This is a genomic window from Flavobacterium pedocola (assembly GCF_053764385.1).
This window is the reverse complement of sequence record NZ_JBSNCR010000001.1, coordinates 21,649-39,592: the sequence shown is the minus strand read 5'-3', so window position 1 is coordinate 39,592 and position 17,944 is coordinate 21,649. Positions and strand designations below refer to the sequence as shown.

Below are 17,944 nucleotides of genomic sequence, written 5' to 3'. Positions count from 1 at the left end.
GACCATATCTAATTCTTATTCTTTAAGAAAGTATTAGCAGGATCGTTCACTTTACATAAAGCAACTATTCTATTCATTTCATTCTGATTCCCAATTACTGAATTGACTTTATATAATTGAAAATATAAAACCCTATTAGATTTAAAATCATTGATTTTTTTCCTCAATGCCAGAGTACTTACAGAATTTAAATCTGAAATTCCATTACTTATATCAACATCTTCACTTATGGCAGTTTTTAATATTCTGATAGCCTCATCATAGTTTCCTTGTGACATGTACAATCTTGCATAGGAGTTCAAAATTTTATTAATCCTTTCATGATTATTTGTCTCAATCTTTGCAAGGGCCTTTTCTGTAATTAATTTTGCGATATTAAATTTATTATCATAAACTAGGATCTTGTTGTATTTGTCAATCACATCAATAGCCAGACTCTCCATTAAGCCCCAGTTTTTAAGCAAATCTTCAGCTACGTTATGGGCCAACTTAACATCTCCACCTCCTTTTTCCAAAGCTACCTGAATAGCGTCTAATAATCCCAAATACGGATAAACTCTTTCTACTTTGTCAGCATGGTTTTTCTTATAATCAATAAATTCAGTATACAATCCATTTTTATAAAAAACAGTTTTCATCTTACGAATTGAACCATGATCTGCAATATCAGCTTCAACTAATTTTTTAACGTTTAAAATGGCCTCTTCATTTTTACCAACAACAGAATACTTATCAACTAGTAAACTAAGGATTCTTTTCTTTTGAGTCGTTATATTTTTCTCTCTTGTTTTAACTTCATTGAAAAAATAAAGTTGTGCCCTTTTCTTACTTTCAAATGAAAGCAGTTGACTCTCCAAAGTTGTTATAGGTAATGCCTTAAAATTTTGTCTAACCACTAATGCTCTTTGCTTCTTTAACGTTTTTTGATTTTGATCTTTTCTAAAATCAATATTCAATGCATTACTGGAAATTTTATATTCAATTTTCTTTTTACCTTCTGACAAATATTTCTTTGTAGGATCAAGTATAAGAGCCTCATCATAAAGCTTTAAGGCATCCTGCAAAAGTGAATTGGAGTTAATTTGGGTTCGATACTGGGAAGCGATCTTTTTGTAACCAAGCTCTATTCTCATTAATGATCTGGCAGCTCTATCGTAAAAGGCTACATTATCCATATTGACTTGTAAGCCGTTTTTGTAAAGTTCTACAGATTTTAAAAATTGACCTTGCGCGCCATAAACATTATCCAGGTTATCATAAAAGCGAATTGCTTTAGGAGCTAAACTGATACATTGCTTATATAAATCTTCAGCTTTGGCATACTCTTTTTTATAAAAATGAACTTTGGCTGTTTTTGCCAATTCAATAGCCTGAAGAAAATTATCCTGACTAGGCTTGTTTGGTGACTCTAAAACAAAAGAGAGTGCTTGAATTTCTCCAACCGGAAGCAATGTTGCCAATGCAGCCCAAGATGATAAACGAAGAAAATCTTTCCTTGAAAGTGAACTCATAAATATATGGTGATAGGAAAGAAAAGGAGAAGAGCTGATTGATTGTTTAAAACAAGCAAAAATTGCACACTCACGTGTAAATTCTTTTAATTAAGATACTTCTCCTTATGCTTTCAAAATTACAGTTTCTTTTTAAATTACCAAATTATATATATAACTTTTTTATAAATTTTTATAATGTATTTTATTTTCAGTCTTTTTCTTAAAACCTCCAACTAGTCCATTATCCGGATCATCTACTACTTCAATATATGTCTTAGTCAACCTACCAGCTGCATCATACTCGAACTTAGTAGCTAATCCGTTATTTCCTACTATATAGGTCAGTTCATCGAATTCATTATAAACATAACCTGTCATAGATGATGCAATAGGTCTCAACATTAAATCATCAAAATAAACCGGAGTGCTGTCTATCGAATTCACATAGAAAAATGCATTGGTATTAACCATGAAATGGCGATCAATATAATGAGTCAATAATACCCAATCACCTGCATAGTATTTCTCACCATTGAACTGGAATGTGTTACCCGCATCATTATTAAACCATCTTACCCTTGCCTTATCGACATTATCTTTATGCGCCCAAACTGAGAGCTTATATTTACTTGCCCTGTGACCATTACGCATGAAAATACCTAATTGAGAATCCGAAGTTGTCTTCACGGAATATTTTCCGGTATGCGATTTTTCATCTGTACGAATACCATTCTGCATTCTAACCTCCGGCTCTAACCAATAACCATGCATTATATTCTCAGCACCAGCATAATACATTTCATTGTAACGAGCATTCCCGCTCACCATAACTTTTGAATCATCAGGCCCCATTTTCGTAGACATGTAATTATTATTAATATCTTTTGCTTCCAGCATCTTTGAAAAATGATTATATCGTGTCACTTCAGAAATTTGTTTCCATTGTGAAGGCTGAGATCCCACACCAACAGTCCAATTAAAACTATCATCGGTTGCACTGTTATAATTTTGAAAAATTCCATTGTTGTCTACAACACCATTCCAGACATAAGTTTTATGCTTGCGCCAAATTTTCTCTTTTGAATTAATTGGTGTCGATGTATCACCTCCAATATCTTGATAATTCCATTGATTACTCCAGGTTGTTATACCTACACCTGTCTCTTTCCAAACACCATTGTCAAATATATAAGAATAATTTGCGGTCGTTTGAGACAACATATTAATATTATCAATATTGTCAACCTTACTACCCATATCTGGGTATTTAATGTAAGCAGGAACAATTCTGGATTTAAATATCCTCCCTTCACTAGAAGTATGAATTTGTTCTTTCGAAATTCCAGATATTAAATCATAATCGTTAAACTCAGTAACAAATGTATACCCATCCTTTTGTTCAGTCGACGATTTAAGTATATTAGGATACTTTATTCTTGTAGTCGAATTTACAACCCATTTATCCTTTGTATTAGTGTTATCAGTATAATCGATTGTTTTGTATGTTTGATATGACTCCTTTTGAACTCCAATATTGTTTGGTATCTGTGTCATACCATAATAATTATTAGAAAATGTAGACAATTTATGCCCTTTGGAATTAAATGTAGTAACCTCTAACAATTGACCAATTGCAGCTAAATTATCCTTTACAACAAAATCACCCACACTAACTGTTTTATCGGCAACGGTATTAGTAAAATTATTAACTGTTTTTGTTATCTCATAAAAATCACCGTATTTAACCGAATTAGGACTCTTATCTTTCATAATATTAAACTTATAAAGATTCCCCCCTATAGACTGGTTGTATTGGTCTTTTGATGTAACAGAAACATAATCATACATTACCCTAGGTGCAGGCAATTCCGCACTATACGGGACTTCTTTCGAAGTATTTTGAGTGTAAGGTATATAACTAACATAACCTATACCATCTCCACCCAAACCATACTTATACTCTGTAATATATTGCTTACCAAAATCACTGATTTTAATTTTTGAAACCCTAGGGCCTCCTGATGAAAACACATGTGTACTAGGTAAATTCATTGTTACTTTTATCTGATGATAATAAGCTGGTCCATAAATAGCAATATTACCATTCACATGATCCATATTACACGGATTAGTTCCAGAGGTGCTATGAGGACCGTGATGATCATGTGTCAGGTAAACATCTTGATCAAATAGTACTTTATACTTACCACCTCCTAAATTTTCAGTCACGTGCCCCGCCCCACTATACCTATAATAATAAAACAAATCATTAAAACACACATAGTCTCTCAATAATTCAATGGATACTACTTGACCTATTGGAATTGAAAATACGTTAGCACTACCAACATCAATAATTACTGTTTTATTCGACATATCATTCACATTGGCATAGGTTGGCATTGTTGATTTAAATTTGCTTAAATTCAAATTAGAAAACACTAATGAATGTGGCATTAAACTTTTACACTTATTCCCCTCATATTCGACATTTATGCTGCCCCCGTCCGGAGTAACTATCCTACTTAAAGAATATGCCTCAGGCTGTTCTACCATATAACCCCAACCATCATCCATTTTGTTTATATCTAAAGGCGAGCTATTATTGTTATACTCAAACTTATACGGTGGTAAAACCGAGCTACCTCCTTTACCTTTAAAATTAACAGCCTTGAGTGTTAACCTGTTATCACCATTAACAAGACTATAATCATAACCAAAATCAATAACCTTCAAAGCTTTAGGCAAGACTTCCTGCCAGTTATCCCCCATGTCAATCACTCCGTCCTTAATATTGTACTTTGCTACTTCGGATATCTTATCTGAATTAGGATAACCAACAGTTACAGATTGTTGCAAGTCTGGACCATAAGCTTTATTGAGTGTATCATCCTCATTTTTCAATAAAATTATCTTATCTAAAGCCAATGGATTTTGTTGTGGAACTGTAAATCTATGCACATAATCCCCGCTACTATAATTAGTATGATTAACTGAATTATATACCCAATTTTGAGTAGACGCATCAGTACGCGTTTTTTTTACAAAAACTGCAGTATGGGTTCTTGTTTTAACCTTATCCAAATAATAGACTTGCTTTCTACCTCTCACCCAAGTTTTAATATTTGGATTTGTTTCGTCCTTAAAAAAATCATCTTTAGATGGTCCCTTCCAAATACAAGCATCGGTCCATTTACCATATTCAAAACTTGTCCAATAACCTAAATCCCCAGTACCTGCCACACCATCACCATTATCAACATAATCAGGTCCAGTAACCGCTGTTAACAACCAGTGTGTTGCATAAGGTTCAAGTTGTCTTTTCTCAAAATATGATTGGCTTTCATTTGGCCTATCCTCAATAGTTCCAAATGTTCTTGTGATGATCTCATGATTATATACCGGTAACGAATAATGATAGGTTTTACCGTCAACTGAAGTTATTTTAAATGCTCCAATTCCTTCTTTTGGTAAACCCTCTCTATTAATACCCGCAATATTCTCTTTTAAATAACCTTTATCTTTTAATGATAAATAATTATTTTTTATCTCATCATTAGTATAGTATTCAATAAATGTTGAAGTCTTTGCCCTTGGTTTTGCATTTAATTCAACACCATTACTGTAGTGTTGCAATATATTACTATTCGCAGAATTTAAATTAAATTGTGCAGAACTAACATCAATGTAAGAAGTTATCTCATTAGCAAAATAAAAATTTGGTTTAGTTTCAAAATTAGCGTGATCAGGAACTGTTGACGATCCATCGATATTATACTTAAGCTTATAACCTTGATTATTTTCATTATTAGACAATCCGAACAAAGCCCCATTTTCAAAAATATTAGCGGACATACTTCCTGATAAACCTTGGGCCTGAACATTAAAAGAATCAAATCCAGGGAAAGTCATATTGTTTTCAATTAAATTTGAACTTCCCAAAAAGATATTATTAGAAGCAGAAACCTCGTAAATATCCATAAAGGAATATCCAACAAGCACTGGACTCCAATAACCTGGTACTGAAGGACCAGTGTTAGCCGGATCATCTCCTGGATCGTAAGGTGGTGTCCAAACTTCTCTGACAACATTATTTACACCTTTATAAAAATTCAAAGGTCCCGTTACGAAGTTATTCTTGTTTGTTGACAACCAATATTTAAATGTTTGCTTACCAAACGATAAACTAAAAATTCCAACAGGAGTTGGCACAACAATAGGAACCATCCAACTGCTTGAATTTGTCGAATAATCCCCCATACTTATCGTGTTATTAAACGAAGTTCCCATACCAACACCCCCAAGTGTAGCCTCAACATGAGAACCCGAACTTGATGAAGAAATAGAAAATCCTGTAGCAGTAGTTGCGTTTGCTGAAAATGAATACGTCCCAGATGTATTATAACCAACAGTAAATCCACTACCATTACTATTATAACCCGCAGTCACACCTACTTCACCATCAGAAGAAGCTGACACTCCAACACTTAAACCTCCAGCTGTTTGTAAGCCTACACCAATCGATGACCCTGAAGATCCCGCAGTTACACTAACTCCAACGGAAGCTGTTCCAACATCTAAACCTACCCCTACACTTACAAAACCTCCAAGTGATTGATTACTCCCCCAATTAAATCCTAAACCTACAGACGCTGCACCACATGACCACCCTGCCGAAATAAAGGATGCATATTCACTCCCTCCTGAATCATAAAAATACTCATTAAGATGTGAAGAGTTATAATCATCCGGATATCCATTTACGTTTCTGTTTATTGCTCCAGGATTTACATTCCATCCCAAACCTGTCCATGAAGCATCTTGATCTAAAGCAATACCCGCGTGATAAGACAATGCTAAAGGATATCCCCCCTCTGGGCTTGGAACGTTCAACAAAGGCAGCACATAACTATACTGACCTGTTACCAAATTAACCATATCTGTTGCATCGACTGGCTCAAAACTAGCTGCTTCAGGAGCAGCAGGTCCATTAGTCGACGCAAACAAATTCGTTGGGAAAATTGTTGGAAAAAATATCAACAAAAAGAATGTTGCAATCGTGCGTTGGTACTTTTTAAAAGTATTCATATCTTAAAATTGTAATCGTGGTTCGTATTTTAATGGTTTGGTTTGTATCTTAAATTTAACATCACCAGTATATAAGCCTAAATCCTGTATTACAAAATTCAGGTACTCTTCTTGTATGTACTTTTCATCTCTTGGATAAACAATCATTATATTAGTTGCATTACTCATCCCGTACCTTCTTGGATAAATAAAATCTGTCATTTCCAAAGTATCCTTTTTAGGGGTAAAAAAGTGTACTTTTTCATCCATCCTAAATGCCAAATCATTAACCATCTGACCAAATTGTTGCTTGTCTCTAGCAACATTGTTTAACAATTCCTGATTGTTTTTCGACATAGAGAGATTAAAATAAATGTATTTCCCGTACTTCTCTCTAAGCTGTTCTACCTGATTTGAAGTATAGTTTTCAGGCAGCTCTTGTTTTACCAACAAATCCGTTGGGCGGTATTGCAACGTATAATCAACTCCGTTAACAGACTTCTTGTAACAATACTCATTTTCTTCGTCCTCTAAATAAACAGACATTTCTTCCTGTGTATCGAATGATTTACTACAAGAAGAAATGACAATTAAAAGAAGTAGCAACAGATTATTTTTTATCATATTCAGCATTCAAGCCTTTTAAAACTTCATCTGTTAAATCTGTTGACTCATCTGCATACATAATGTTTCCTCCACCGCTTGCTCCAAAAATAATTTTGTAGCCTTTACGCTTACCAAATTCCTTAACATAATCGTTAATATCGTTGATTACCGTTTGGGTTACTTTTTTATCTTCCTCCTGAATTTGTTTTTGGATTGCTTCCTGATAGCCATTGATTTGCTGTTGCTTGTTAGACAATAACTCCTGTTTCAGTTTCAACTCATTTGCAGACAACGAAGTTCTCTCTTTCTCATAGCTTTTCAATTCTTTTTGCCAATTAGCCACTAAAGAATCAATATTTCCTTTCATTACATTGGCTTTCTTATCAAATTCTGCTTTTGCAACTTTAGTCCTCTTGTATCCTTCAATTAATTTATTAACATCTACATACACCAATTCGGAACCTGATTTAGCAAAATACAACGCTAACCCACTCAAAATAAAAGCTCCAGCTATCAAAAACAATTGAATTTTTTTCATTTTTTTCTTACTATAAATTTGGCGCAAGTTTAAGAAACAATTGTTAATTTACCCAAACATTATATTAAATATTTTTAAAAAAAATATATTTGCACTTTTAGAAAACAATAAATCGATATGCATCTCAAAATCAAAACAAAAACACCTTCTTTCAACCTACAGGAAATGCTGATTGTTCTAGCCATAATAGGAATACTTGTGTTAATTGCCTTACCTAACTTAATGCCTCTAATCACAAAGGCAAAAAGTGTAGAAGCACAAACACAATTAAAGGCTATTTACAATGCGGAAAAACAACATTACTTCATGTATTCCAAATACAGTAATGACTTTAAGGAAATTGATTTTGAGACTCCGAAAACCGTAAAGGAAAACGGAAATGCAAACTATAGCTATGAAATCATTGAAACTTCAAATAATTCATTTAAAGCAAGGGCTACTGCTGTAACAGATTTTAACGGAAACGGGACTTTCAATGTTTGGGAAATCGATCAGAACGGAGTTCCAAAACAAACCATCAATGATTAATGTTATTTGTTAAAGCCGTTTTACTTTTCTGCTTCTTAACGATATTCATCCAGGATTATAAAGAAAGAATGGTAACCATTTTTTTATATCCGTTGATGGGGTTACTCCTATTCCTGATACATGTTAATGAAATAAGTTTCAGCATTAGCGGTTTTTCATTTTTATCAAATCTGATCTTCATTACACTTCTCACCAGTGTTTGTTTTTTATATGCCAAGTACAGGCTGAAAAAGAAATTAGCCGAAGTGTTGGGATTAGGCGATATTCTTTTTTTCATATTTATTTCGTTTTCTTTTGCCTCTATATCCTTTATTATAACATTCATTTTCGCCCTGTTTTTTTCACTAACATTACATCTTGTTTTAAAAAACAAAAGCAATCATGAAACAGTTCCGTTAGCAGGCTATATGGCTTTCTTTTTCGGAGTGATTTATGCCGTAATTTTCATATCCGGTTCCAAATACCTTTATACTTATTAATTTATGGAGCGTTTTCAAATACCTGTTAATCTTCAACAAATCATAACTCCGGAACAGGCCTACGGTTACAGAGTAATACCTGTGGGTTTTACTGAAAACGTTCTGCGTTTTAAAACAGATTCTTCCGATCTTGAAAATCTTAAGAACGAGCTAAACATTATTTTAGGTGTATCGCTTGTTTTGGAAAATGAGAGTCCTGAAAATATCAATCGCTATTTATCGACCAACTTTCGAAAAAGGGATTCTAAAAAGGTAACGGAAATTCATTACACTAACGACTTTCTTGAAAAAATCCTTTTATCCGCAAAAGATATCGGCAGTAGTGATATTCATTTTGAACCTTATGAAAAAAAAGCACGAATCCGGTTTCGTATGGACGGTAAATTAAAGGAACAATTTCAGATTAACAACGAAGAATACCCGATCCTTATCAATAAAATAAAAATCAGGGCTCAATTAGACATCTCTGAAAAAAGGTTACCGCAAGATGGGAGAATAACAGTTCAAACCGATCTGGAAGATTTCGATATAAGGGTGTCAATATTACCTACGCTTCATGGTGAAAAAGTGGTTTTAAGGATTTTGAGCAAAGACTCCAACCATATCGACATAAACTCGTTGGGGCTAAATGAAAAAGAACTGAAAACTTATCTGGAAAACATAAAAAAGCCACACGGCATTGTCTTAATTTCCGGACCAACAGGATCGGGAAAAACAACTACGCTTTACGCAACTTTAAAACATCTTAACAAGCCTAACACAAATATTTTAACTGTAGAAGACCCTATCGAATATACACTGGAAGGTATTAATCAGGTACAGCTCAAAGAAAATATCGGATTGGATTTTGCAACTACTTTACGAACTTTTCTAAGACAGGATCCTGACATAATAATGGTAGGGGAAATACGTGATGCTGCCACTGCAAATATGGCCATCAGGGCTGCTTTAACCGGACACTTAGTACTATCAACCATTCACACTAACTCCGCATGGGCGACAGTATCGCGATTGATCGACATGGGAATACCTTCTTTTTTAGTGGCAAGTACACTAAATGTAAGTGTTGCACAACGTTTGGTCCGGTTACTTTGTGAAAATTGCAAAACCAAACATCCAGTCGAGACAAGCGATTTCCCTTCAGGTTTTACAATCCCGGAAGATTTGGAATTCCACTATAAATCCGGAGGCTGCGAACATTGCTATCAAACAGGATATTCAGGACGTAAAGCAATTTATGAGATTCTCCCTATCGATGAAAAATTATCATCCCTGATTAAAAATCATGAGCTGACAATCGATAGTTATATTGATGAAAAAGAAATCCATACCCTCAAAAAAAACGCTATAAATCTCTTAAAAAATGGAATAACCTCAGCAGAAGAAGTTTTTTCATTACTAATGCAATAACTTATATCTTTGCTCCCAATTTTACATTTTGACATGAAAAAAATATTCTTTTTTGTATTATTCCTAATTTATGGCTTCACTTATGCTCAAGATCACAGAATTGATCAGATTAAAAACAATCTGGATGCAATTACTGCTGATGCTCAAGGCCTAAATGAAAAAGTAAACATCAATATCAAAGAAACAAGCCTTTCAAGTTTTTTACTCGCAGTTTCTGAAGTACATAAAGTTAATATTAGTGTAGCTCCTTCCCTAAATCAAATTAACATTGTAAACAATTTTTCAGATGTTACTGTTAGTGATCTTTTGCTTTTTCTTTGCAAGGAATACAATCTAACCATCGATTTTACGGGGAATATTTTAGCAATCAAGCCATTTGAAAAACCAAAAGAAAAACCTGTTGTAAAGCCAATTATAGTTGAATATGATTCCTCAAATGACTTACTTTCATTAGACTTAAAAGATGACAAATTATACGATTCTTTTAAGCGCATTATGGATGTAAGCGGTAAAAATATTGTTTTTGCTCCGGGACTGGAAAACCAACCACTGACAGCCTACATCAAAAACATGCCTTTTGATGCCGCCATCAATAAACTTGCCTTTGCCAATAATCTAAGCGTTACGAAATCACGGGATAATTTTTATTTGTTTGATCAGTTGGATGGAAACTATTCCCCGGAAAGCAACACAGATAAAACAAACACAGCAAACCGCCAGAATAAGCCACAAAGATCTCGAAAATCAAACTTTTTCTTCAATATAATTGATACTGAAAAAAAACTTCTTGAAGTAGATTTTGAAAATACTCCCATATCAAGCATTGTATATGATATTGGGCATGAATTAGGAATTGACATGTTCATTTCAAGTCCTTTGGAAAATGCCGGAAACGCAACGGTTAAAGCCAAAAACATAAGTTTTGACGAATTACTTGTCAAACTCTTTGAAACCAAAACCGATGCTAAAACTTATAGCAGCTCAGGTACAGGGAACCAATCGCAATTTAACAACGATAGTTCTTCTTCAGGCGGCGAGGGTTACACTTTTATGAAAAGTGGATCCATTTACTATTTTGGCACTAAGAACCAACTTGTAGTACGAAATATTAAATCCATTCCTTTGATGCACCGATCGATTGCTTTACTTTCCGATCCTACAAAAGAAGGAAGAAGCGCCGGAAGACTTACTAACACAGGAGGGGTTTCCAACTACAGTAACTCACAGGGTAATCTAAACTCAGCCAATTTTCAAAATTCAGGCAACACAACAACCGGTTCAGGAAATGCAGCTAGTGAATCCATACTTTCAATAATACCCGATGAAATAAAGAAAGATTTGGACATAAAGATTGATAAAGAACTCAACAGTTTTGTAATCAATGGTCCGGCTGCCAATATAGAGCGTTTCGAATCATTCATAAAGTACATCGACAAAGCGGTCCCTGTAATATTGATTGAGGTTATGTTGCTGGAAGTAAACCGAAGTGCCATAGTAGAAACTGGAATTAGTGCCGGTATCGGTGATAAACCAGTGAAAACACAAGGAGCATTATACCCTACTCCTGATATAACTTTGGGTGCTCAAACCATTAACAATATCATCAATCGTTTTGACGGTTTTGGCTCACTTAACATTGGTAAAGTTTTACCGGATTTCTATCTAAATCTGAAGGCAATGGAATCAAACGGCAACCTTAAAGTTCGTTCTTCCCCTAAGCTTTCAACTTTAAACGGTCATAAGGCCTATTTATCCATTGGAGAAACCACTTATTATGTGGTAACAAATCAGAATTTTTACGGTTCACAAATTCCTCAGGCTTCAGAAATAAAAAACTACCAGCCTATTGATGCAGAACTTTCGGTTTCAATAATGCCTCTTGTATCCGGGGACGGTCAAATAACAATGGACATTAAAGTAATCCAGTCAAGTTTTAATGGACAAAAGGTAGACAAAAATGCTCCTCCGGGAATAAATTCAAGGGAATTCACATCAATTATCAGAGTAAAAGATCAGGATTTAATTGTTTTGGGAGGTCTTGAAGAAAAAGTAAAAAACGACAGTGGCACAGGAATCCCTCTACTGGCCAGAATACCTGTAATTAAATGGTTATTCAGTTCAAGAAAAAGAGAAGACTCGAAAAAGAAGCTGACTGTCTTAATTAAACCAACTGTAATTTATTAATGAAAATCCCTTCATTACAAAATATACTGTTAGGAAATACTTTCCTTGGAATTGAACATTTTTCTTTTGAAGAAAAGGAAATGTACTCAGCCGTCGTTGTTGAAAAAAAAGACGAAGAACTTACCATATCACATTCCGAACTTAACAGTTTCGGTGATGGGACATCCAGTAGGATAAATAAGAAAACACCTTGTTACCTAACCATCAACACGAACCAAATATTATATAAAACCGTTGAGAGCGTTTCGGAAGACAAAGACAAAATACTGATAGCTGCTTTTCCAAACTTAAAAAAAGACGAATTTTATTATGAAGTATGGAGCCATAAAGATTATTCTGTAGTTGCTCTTGCCCGTAAAATTTACATTGATAAACTTGCCGATGCATATCGTGAGCTTGGTTACCTGATTTGCGGAATCAGGCTTGGAATCTGTTGCTTATCTGAAATTACAGCTCATACGGATAATGAACAATTCCAAACCAATTCACAAACCGTAAATCTTGCGAATCAAGAGCAATTCATAAGCAACACTTTTGAAAACAAAGCCAATTACTACAATCTTAACGGATTAACAGTTAAAAGTAATCAACTCTTGGCTTTTTCCGGAATATTAAACTTCTTCACCCAAAGTACTAAAATAAAAGGCAATATTTTAATTCAAAACAGTACACTCCAAGACAAATACTTACAGGAATCTTTTTTCAAAAAAGGCATATTGGTTTCCCTTGGTATCTTATTGTTTTTATTACTGATTAACTTTTTTGCATTCGACTACTACTACTCAAAAACAGTTGAGGAAAATGAAATTAATACTTTAAACAATGACATTGTAACTAATCTCGATTCATTAAAAAAGAAGGTATCCGAAAAAGAAAAATTAGCACTGACCATTCTGAAATCATCCGAAGATCCTTCTTCAGTAAAAATCAACAGATTAGTAAAAACCGTACCGAATTCAATTCTTCTTAACGAACTTGTCCTGAATCCACTTAAGAAAAACATTAAGGAAAACGAAGAAATTATTGTTCAACAAAATGAAATCCTTATTTCAGGCATCACAAAAAACAATAACGAATTCACGGGTTGGATTGATCATTTGAAAAAAAATGAATTTGTCGATTCCATTACAATAAAGCAATTCGGCAAAAATGAAGATATGGAAACCAACTTCTCAATTTTGATAACAATCAAGTAAAAGATGAAATTGAACCGGAAAAATAAGATCTTAATTATAGGCTTTATAGCCGCGTTATACCTTTGTTATTCTTTGGCTTTCTCAAAAACTATCAATTATTATAACGCGTACAAATCGAGCAAGGAATTATCTGAAAAGAGCGCAGATTTTCATACTGAGATTTTAAATTTAAAAGCAAAAGAAACACAATTGGATTCTTTATTATCCGAAAACAATCTGATAAAGGACGAATTATTCCAAAATGAATTATTAAAAATCATCAATTCAAACACAGTTGCCAACAAACTCACTTTGATTGATTTTAAAGAACCACACCTATTCATAAAAGAACATAAAAAGATACAGAGCTATTTAATTACATTAAAAGGTCAATATCAAGGTTTTGCAAAACTGATTAATGAGATTGAAAAAAATAAATCACTTGGTTTATTAATTCACACTAAATATTACAAAATCAAAAACTTAAAGAATAATTCCGACGATTTGTTTGTAGATGTTATTATACAAAAATCGGAATAATTTATATTGTTAATTTAGTTGGATAAAACCATATCTTCATCCATAGCTCATTCTTTACAAATCCGATACTACTCCTATTCTTCAAAGGTTTTACTTGAATCATACAAACTAATTAGCAACTTTAAATCAGAATCAAAAAAGTTCGAAAAAACTCCTCTTGACTCCATAAAAAAGCCTTTAATTAACTTTTAAAGGCTTTGTTATTTTAAAAAATATGCTAATATTGTATTTCTATTAACCTATTAACAAACCCTAAAAATGAAAAAAATATTTTTAGCACTATTAACAGTTATTTCTTTCAGTGCGCTGGCACAACAAGCAAAATTTGACTTTCCTTTAAACGAAAACGGACAAATCATTTTTACCGAAGTTGTTCCTGCTGAAGGCAAAACCAAAGCGGACTTATTTACAAACTCTAAAATGTTTTTTGTAAACACCTATAAAGTAACTCAGGACAAACTGAAACAGAATGCTGAAACTTCATCCGTGACCGATACGCAATATTCCATCATGACGGTAAAAATCAACGGAAGCGATGTAAAAGTAAAACTGTTCTATACGATTTCCATTATGTCAAAAGACGGTAAATACAAGTACGAAATCAAGAACATTCTAACCAAAACCGAAGTTTCCGAAACACCGCTTGAAAAATTATTTGACAAAACAGCAGCCGAAAAAGCAGCTCAAAAGCCTAAAGCAATGGAAGTATTAACGGCATACTATGGTGCGATTAATGCTGAAATCGGTACCATCAAATCGAATATCAAAAAAGAAATGAGCAAAGCCAATGCTAATTCCAGCGAATGGTAAAATTATTTACTTTATGAAATAATAAAAGTCCCGATTTAGGGACTTTTTTATTGCCTTACACTCTCCTCTATCAATTAACAACAAAAAAAAGGCCTGCAAATCATATGATCTGCAGGCCTTTGTTATATAAGCTAACCCATTAAGGGAAAATACCTCTTTGTTTGTATGCCATTTCGATACGAACCAACGCCTGAATATAAGCAGCCGTTCTCCAATCGGTTTTGTACTGACCACCTGTAATTACTACACGGTTGAATGCATCTTCTACTTTCTTTCTCAGTTTGATGATTACATCGTCCATAGTCCAGATTTCTCCGTTACGGTTTTGCAACCACTCAAAGTAAGAACCGATTACACCTCCTGAGTTACACAAAATGTCCGGGATGATTTCGATTCCTTTTGCCAATAAAATAGCTTCTCCGTCTGTATCGATAGGACCGTTTGCTCCTTCAGCAATTACTTTCGCTTTTACAGTATCCGCATTAACTTCAGTGATCTGGTTACCTAAAGCAGCCGGGATTACGATATCACACTCCATTCCGAAGAAATCGGCGCCATTGTAATCCTGAGTGTTTTTGAAACCTGAGATAGTTCCGTTATCTGCCTGGAAACGCAATAAAGCTTCCGGATCGATTCCTTCAGGGTTGTAGATTGTTCCTGTAGCATCCTGAACTCCAACTAAGATTGCTCCGTTTTTGTTCATGAAGTGTGCAGCCCAGTACCCAACGTTTCCGAATCCCTGAACGATATATTTTTTACCTTCTAAAGAAGTGTTTCTTAATTTTGCCCAAGACTCTAAAGTAGCAACCACTCCGAATCCTGTTGCACGATCACGTCCTTCCAAACCACCTGATCCAACTGGTTTACCTGTAACAACGTGTTGGTTTCTTGAACGCTCAGCCGGTGCTTTTGTAGACATATAAGTATCTGCAATCCAAGCCATCATTTGTGCGTTGGTGTTAACGTCCGGTGCAGGGATATCATGCTCCGGTCCGATGTTATCTCCTAATGCATAAGCAAAACGACGCGTGATGCGCTCTAATTCTCCCTGAGAGTATTTTTTAGGATCTAACTGGATTCCTCCTTTACCACCTCCGTAAGGAAGTCCTGCCAATGATGTTTTCCAAGTCATCCAGGTAGCCAATGCTCTTGCAGCATCGATATCTACTGTTGGGTGGTAACGAAGCCCTCCTTTGTAAGGACCTAATACATTGTTATGTTGAACGCGGTACCCGGTGAATACTTCAACCGAACCGTTATCCATTTTTACAGGAAAGTGTACAATAATTTCATTATTGGTTGTGGAAAGGATTTTTTTCACTGTTTCATCCAATCCCATTACGTTAGCCGCCTTCTCGAACTGATTCTTTACGTTCTCATACATGCTAGGCTGTGGCTTTGCTGCTGTTGCCATAGTTTCAATAATTTACAACTTAATTTTGTTTGTTTGTTTATTTTGAGGCTTTAAAAAAAGCAAGCAAATATATGTCTTTTAAATAAATCCGAAACCTTTTTTTTGAATAAAATGCGACACTTTAACACAGTTTTAATTAACTTGTGATTAACTTATGATTGATTTATATTTAGGTAACAAAAGTTACCAATCCGTCATTTTGAAAAACCTACATTTGTAAAAAACAAAACCATGAATCAGTTATTAAAGGAATCCTACGGATATGTATTTGAAGATGCATTACTGGATGAAATGGTCAAGGTTGGAAAGTACCGAAAATTTCAGGCAGACGAAATCCTGATGGAAATCGGCGAAACCATAAAATTCATGCCGATACTTTTAAACGGTGCCATCAAAATAATGCGGGAAGACGAAAACGGCGACGAATTACTGCTATACTTTCTGGAACGCGGAGACACTTGCGCAATGACTTTAACCTGCTGCTTGGGAAACAACAAAAGTAAAATCCAGGCCGTTTCAGAAACATCTGGCGATTTAATCATGATCCCGATTGAGAAAATGGAAGAATGGATCGTTCAGTTCAAGTCGTGGCGCAATTTTGTATTCGAAAGCTACAACACCCGTCTTATGGAAATGCTGGAAGCAATCGACACCTTAGCCTTCATGAAAATGGACGAACGCCTGTATAAATTCCTAACCGACAAAGCTAAAGTTTTAGGAACAACCGAAATCACCAATACCCATCAGGAAATAGCTTCAGAAATGCATACTTCAAGAGTTGTGGTATCCCGATTACTCAAAACTCTGGAACAGGAGGGCAAAATAAAACTGAACCGTAACAAAATCGAAATCCTTAAATTCTAATGGAGTTATTTGGTTATTTCGGTGCATTGCTGATAGGTTTGATCCTTGGCTTAACAGGCGGCGGCGGTTCGATACTTACCGTTCCGTTGTTGGTTTACGTTATCGGGTTGAATCCGGTAACCGCTACGGCCTATTCACTTTTTATCGTCGGAACCACTTCGGCTTTCGGGGCCACACAAAATTACTTTAAAGGTTTTGTAGATGTAAAAAAAGGCTTTTTGTTTGCCATTCCGTCGTTTGCAACAGTTTATTTTACAAGACGTTATATCGTTCCAGCCCTTCCGGATACTATTTTAGAAACCTCTTTTTTCAGTGTCAGCAAGGAAATGTTCCTGATGGTGCTTTTTGCCATAATCATGCTATTGGCGGCTTTATCAATGCTGAAAAAGAAAACAAAAACCGAAACCGCTCCCCATTCCGATTCTAAAATAAGGTTTGTGCTTCAAACCGTTGTAATAGGATTGCTTATCGGCCTGGTAGGTGCCGGCGGAGGTTTTCTGATTATTCCCGCCTTAGTGTTTTTTGCAAAATTACCGATGCGCAAAGCAGTTGCCACTTCCCTGCTCATCATAGCCTTGAATTCCCTGATTGGATTTATGGGTGATCTTCAGAATTTAACAATTGACTGGTATTTTCTGCTTATTTTTACCTCGATATCCGTAACGGGGATCTTTATAGGAATCTATCTTAATAAGTTCCTAAATGATACCCAACTTAAAAAAGGATTTGGTTACTTTGTACTGTTAATGGCGCTGTTTATTTTATCAAAAGAACTATTAACATTGTAACTTGTGTTACACCAGGTTTTTACACATTGTATTACCTTTACAGAAAAA

The 17,944-nt window shown here is 34.7% G+C and carries 14 protein-coding genes; 9 read left to right on the top strand and 5 right to left on the bottom strand.

Annotated features, from left to right (window positions below; all coding sequences use genetic code 11):
* Positions 1–8: 8 nt before the first annotated feature.
* The 4 genes from ACWPKD_RS00180 to ACWPKD_RS00165 form a co-directional block, all read right to left on the bottom strand.
* Positions 9–1,511 carry a tetratricopeptide repeat protein gene (locus ACWPKD_RS00180; RefSeq protein WP_455410653.1) on the bottom strand — a complete coding sequence of 501 codons (1,503 nt, stop codon included), beginning with the start codon at positions 1,509–1,511 and terminating at the stop codon, positions 9–11.
* Positions 1,512–1,673: 162 nt separating this feature from the next.
* Entirely contained in the window at positions 1,674–6,581 is a 4,908-nt protein-coding gene (locus ACWPKD_RS00175; protein WP_455410652.1) for a hypothetical protein, read from the bottom strand.
* 3 nt (positions 6,582–6,584) lie between these two features.
* The gene (locus ACWPKD_RS00170) at positions 6,585–7,193 is read right to left on the bottom strand and encodes a hypothetical protein (RefSeq protein WP_455410651.1); all 609 of its coding nucleotides are present in this window, start codon (positions 7,191–7,193) and stop codon (positions 6,585–6,587) included.
* Positions 7,171–7,704: an OmpH family outer membrane protein gene (locus tag ACWPKD_RS00165; protein WP_455410650.1), complete on the bottom strand. Its 534-nt coding sequence runs from the start codon at positions 7,702–7,704 to the stop codon at positions 7,171–7,173. Before ACWPKD_RS00165 ends, ACWPKD_RS00170 begins: the two co-directional genes overlap by 23 nt.
* Before the next feature lie 117 nt (positions 7,705–7,821).
* Between ACWPKD_RS00165 and ACWPKD_RS00160 the strand changes: the two genes are divergently transcribed.
* From ACWPKD_RS00160 to ACWPKD_RS00130, 7 genes are all read left to right on the top strand, one after another.
* Positions 7,822–8,232 carry a type IV pilin protein gene (locus tag ACWPKD_RS00160; protein ID WP_455410649.1) on the top strand — a complete coding sequence of 137 codons (411 nt, stop codon included), beginning with the start codon at positions 7,822–7,824 and terminating at the stop codon, positions 8,230–8,232.
* The gene (locus ACWPKD_RS00155; RefSeq protein ID WP_455410648.1) at positions 8,232–8,711 is read left to right on the top strand and encodes a hypothetical protein; all 480 of its coding nucleotides are present in this window, start codon (positions 8,232–8,234) and stop codon (positions 8,709–8,711) included. Before ACWPKD_RS00160 ends, ACWPKD_RS00155 begins: the two co-directional genes overlap by 1 nt.
* A 3-nt stretch (positions 8,712–8,714) precedes the next feature.
* Positions 8,715–10,121: a GspE/PulE family protein gene (locus tag ACWPKD_RS00150; RefSeq protein ID WP_455410647.1), complete on the top strand. Its 1,407-nt coding sequence runs from the start codon at positions 8,715–8,717 to the stop codon at positions 10,119–10,121.
* Between the two features lie 33 nt (positions 10,122–10,154).
* The gene (locus ACWPKD_RS00145) at positions 10,155–12,305 is read left to right on the top strand and encodes a type II secretion system protein GspD (RefSeq protein ID WP_455410646.1); all 2,151 of its coding nucleotides are present in this window, start codon (positions 10,155–10,157) and stop codon (positions 12,303–12,305) included.
* Complete coding sequence (locus ACWPKD_RS00140) at positions 12,305–13,501, top strand: hypothetical protein (RefSeq protein ID WP_455410645.1); 1,197 nt, start codon at positions 12,305–12,307, stop codon at positions 13,499–13,501. Before ACWPKD_RS00145 ends, ACWPKD_RS00140 begins: the two co-directional genes overlap by 1 nt.
* 72 nt (positions 13,502–13,573) lie before the next feature.
* The gene (locus ACWPKD_RS00135) at positions 13,574–14,020 is read left to right on the top strand and encodes a hypothetical protein (RefSeq protein WP_455410644.1); all 447 of its coding nucleotides are present in this window, start codon (positions 13,574–13,576) and stop codon (positions 14,018–14,020) included.
* Between the two features lie 258 nt (positions 14,021–14,278).
* Positions 14,279–14,830 (top strand): DUF4468 domain-containing protein, encoded by a 552-nt coding sequence (locus tag ACWPKD_RS00130; RefSeq protein ID WP_455410643.1) that lies wholly within the window; start codon positions 14,279–14,281, stop codon positions 14,828–14,830.
* A gap of 139 nt (positions 14,831–14,969) precedes the next feature.
* On the opposite strand, the gene ACWPKD_RS00125 is transcribed toward ACWPKD_RS00130, so the two are convergent.
* Positions 14,970–16,244: a Glu/Leu/Phe/Val family dehydrogenase gene (locus tag ACWPKD_RS00125; protein ID WP_455410642.1), complete on the bottom strand. Its 1,275-nt coding sequence runs from the start codon at positions 16,242–16,244 to the stop codon at positions 14,970–14,972.
* A gap of 231 nt (positions 16,245–16,475) precedes the next feature.
* Here ACWPKD_RS00125 and ACWPKD_RS00120 point away from each other — a divergent pair, with 231 nt between their 5' ends.
* The gene (locus ACWPKD_RS00120) at positions 16,476–17,108 is read left to right on the top strand and encodes a Crp/Fnr family transcriptional regulator (RefSeq protein WP_455410641.1); all 633 of its coding nucleotides are present in this window, start codon (positions 16,476–16,478) and stop codon (positions 17,106–17,108) included.
* Positions 17,108–17,896: a sulfite exporter TauE/SafE family protein gene (locus tag ACWPKD_RS00115; protein ID WP_455410640.1), complete on the top strand. Its 789-nt coding sequence runs from the start codon at positions 17,108–17,110 to the stop codon at positions 17,894–17,896. The genes ACWPKD_RS00120 and ACWPKD_RS00115 overlap by 1 nt, the downstream gene beginning before the upstream one ends.
* Positions 17,897–17,944: the final 48 nt, after the last annotated feature.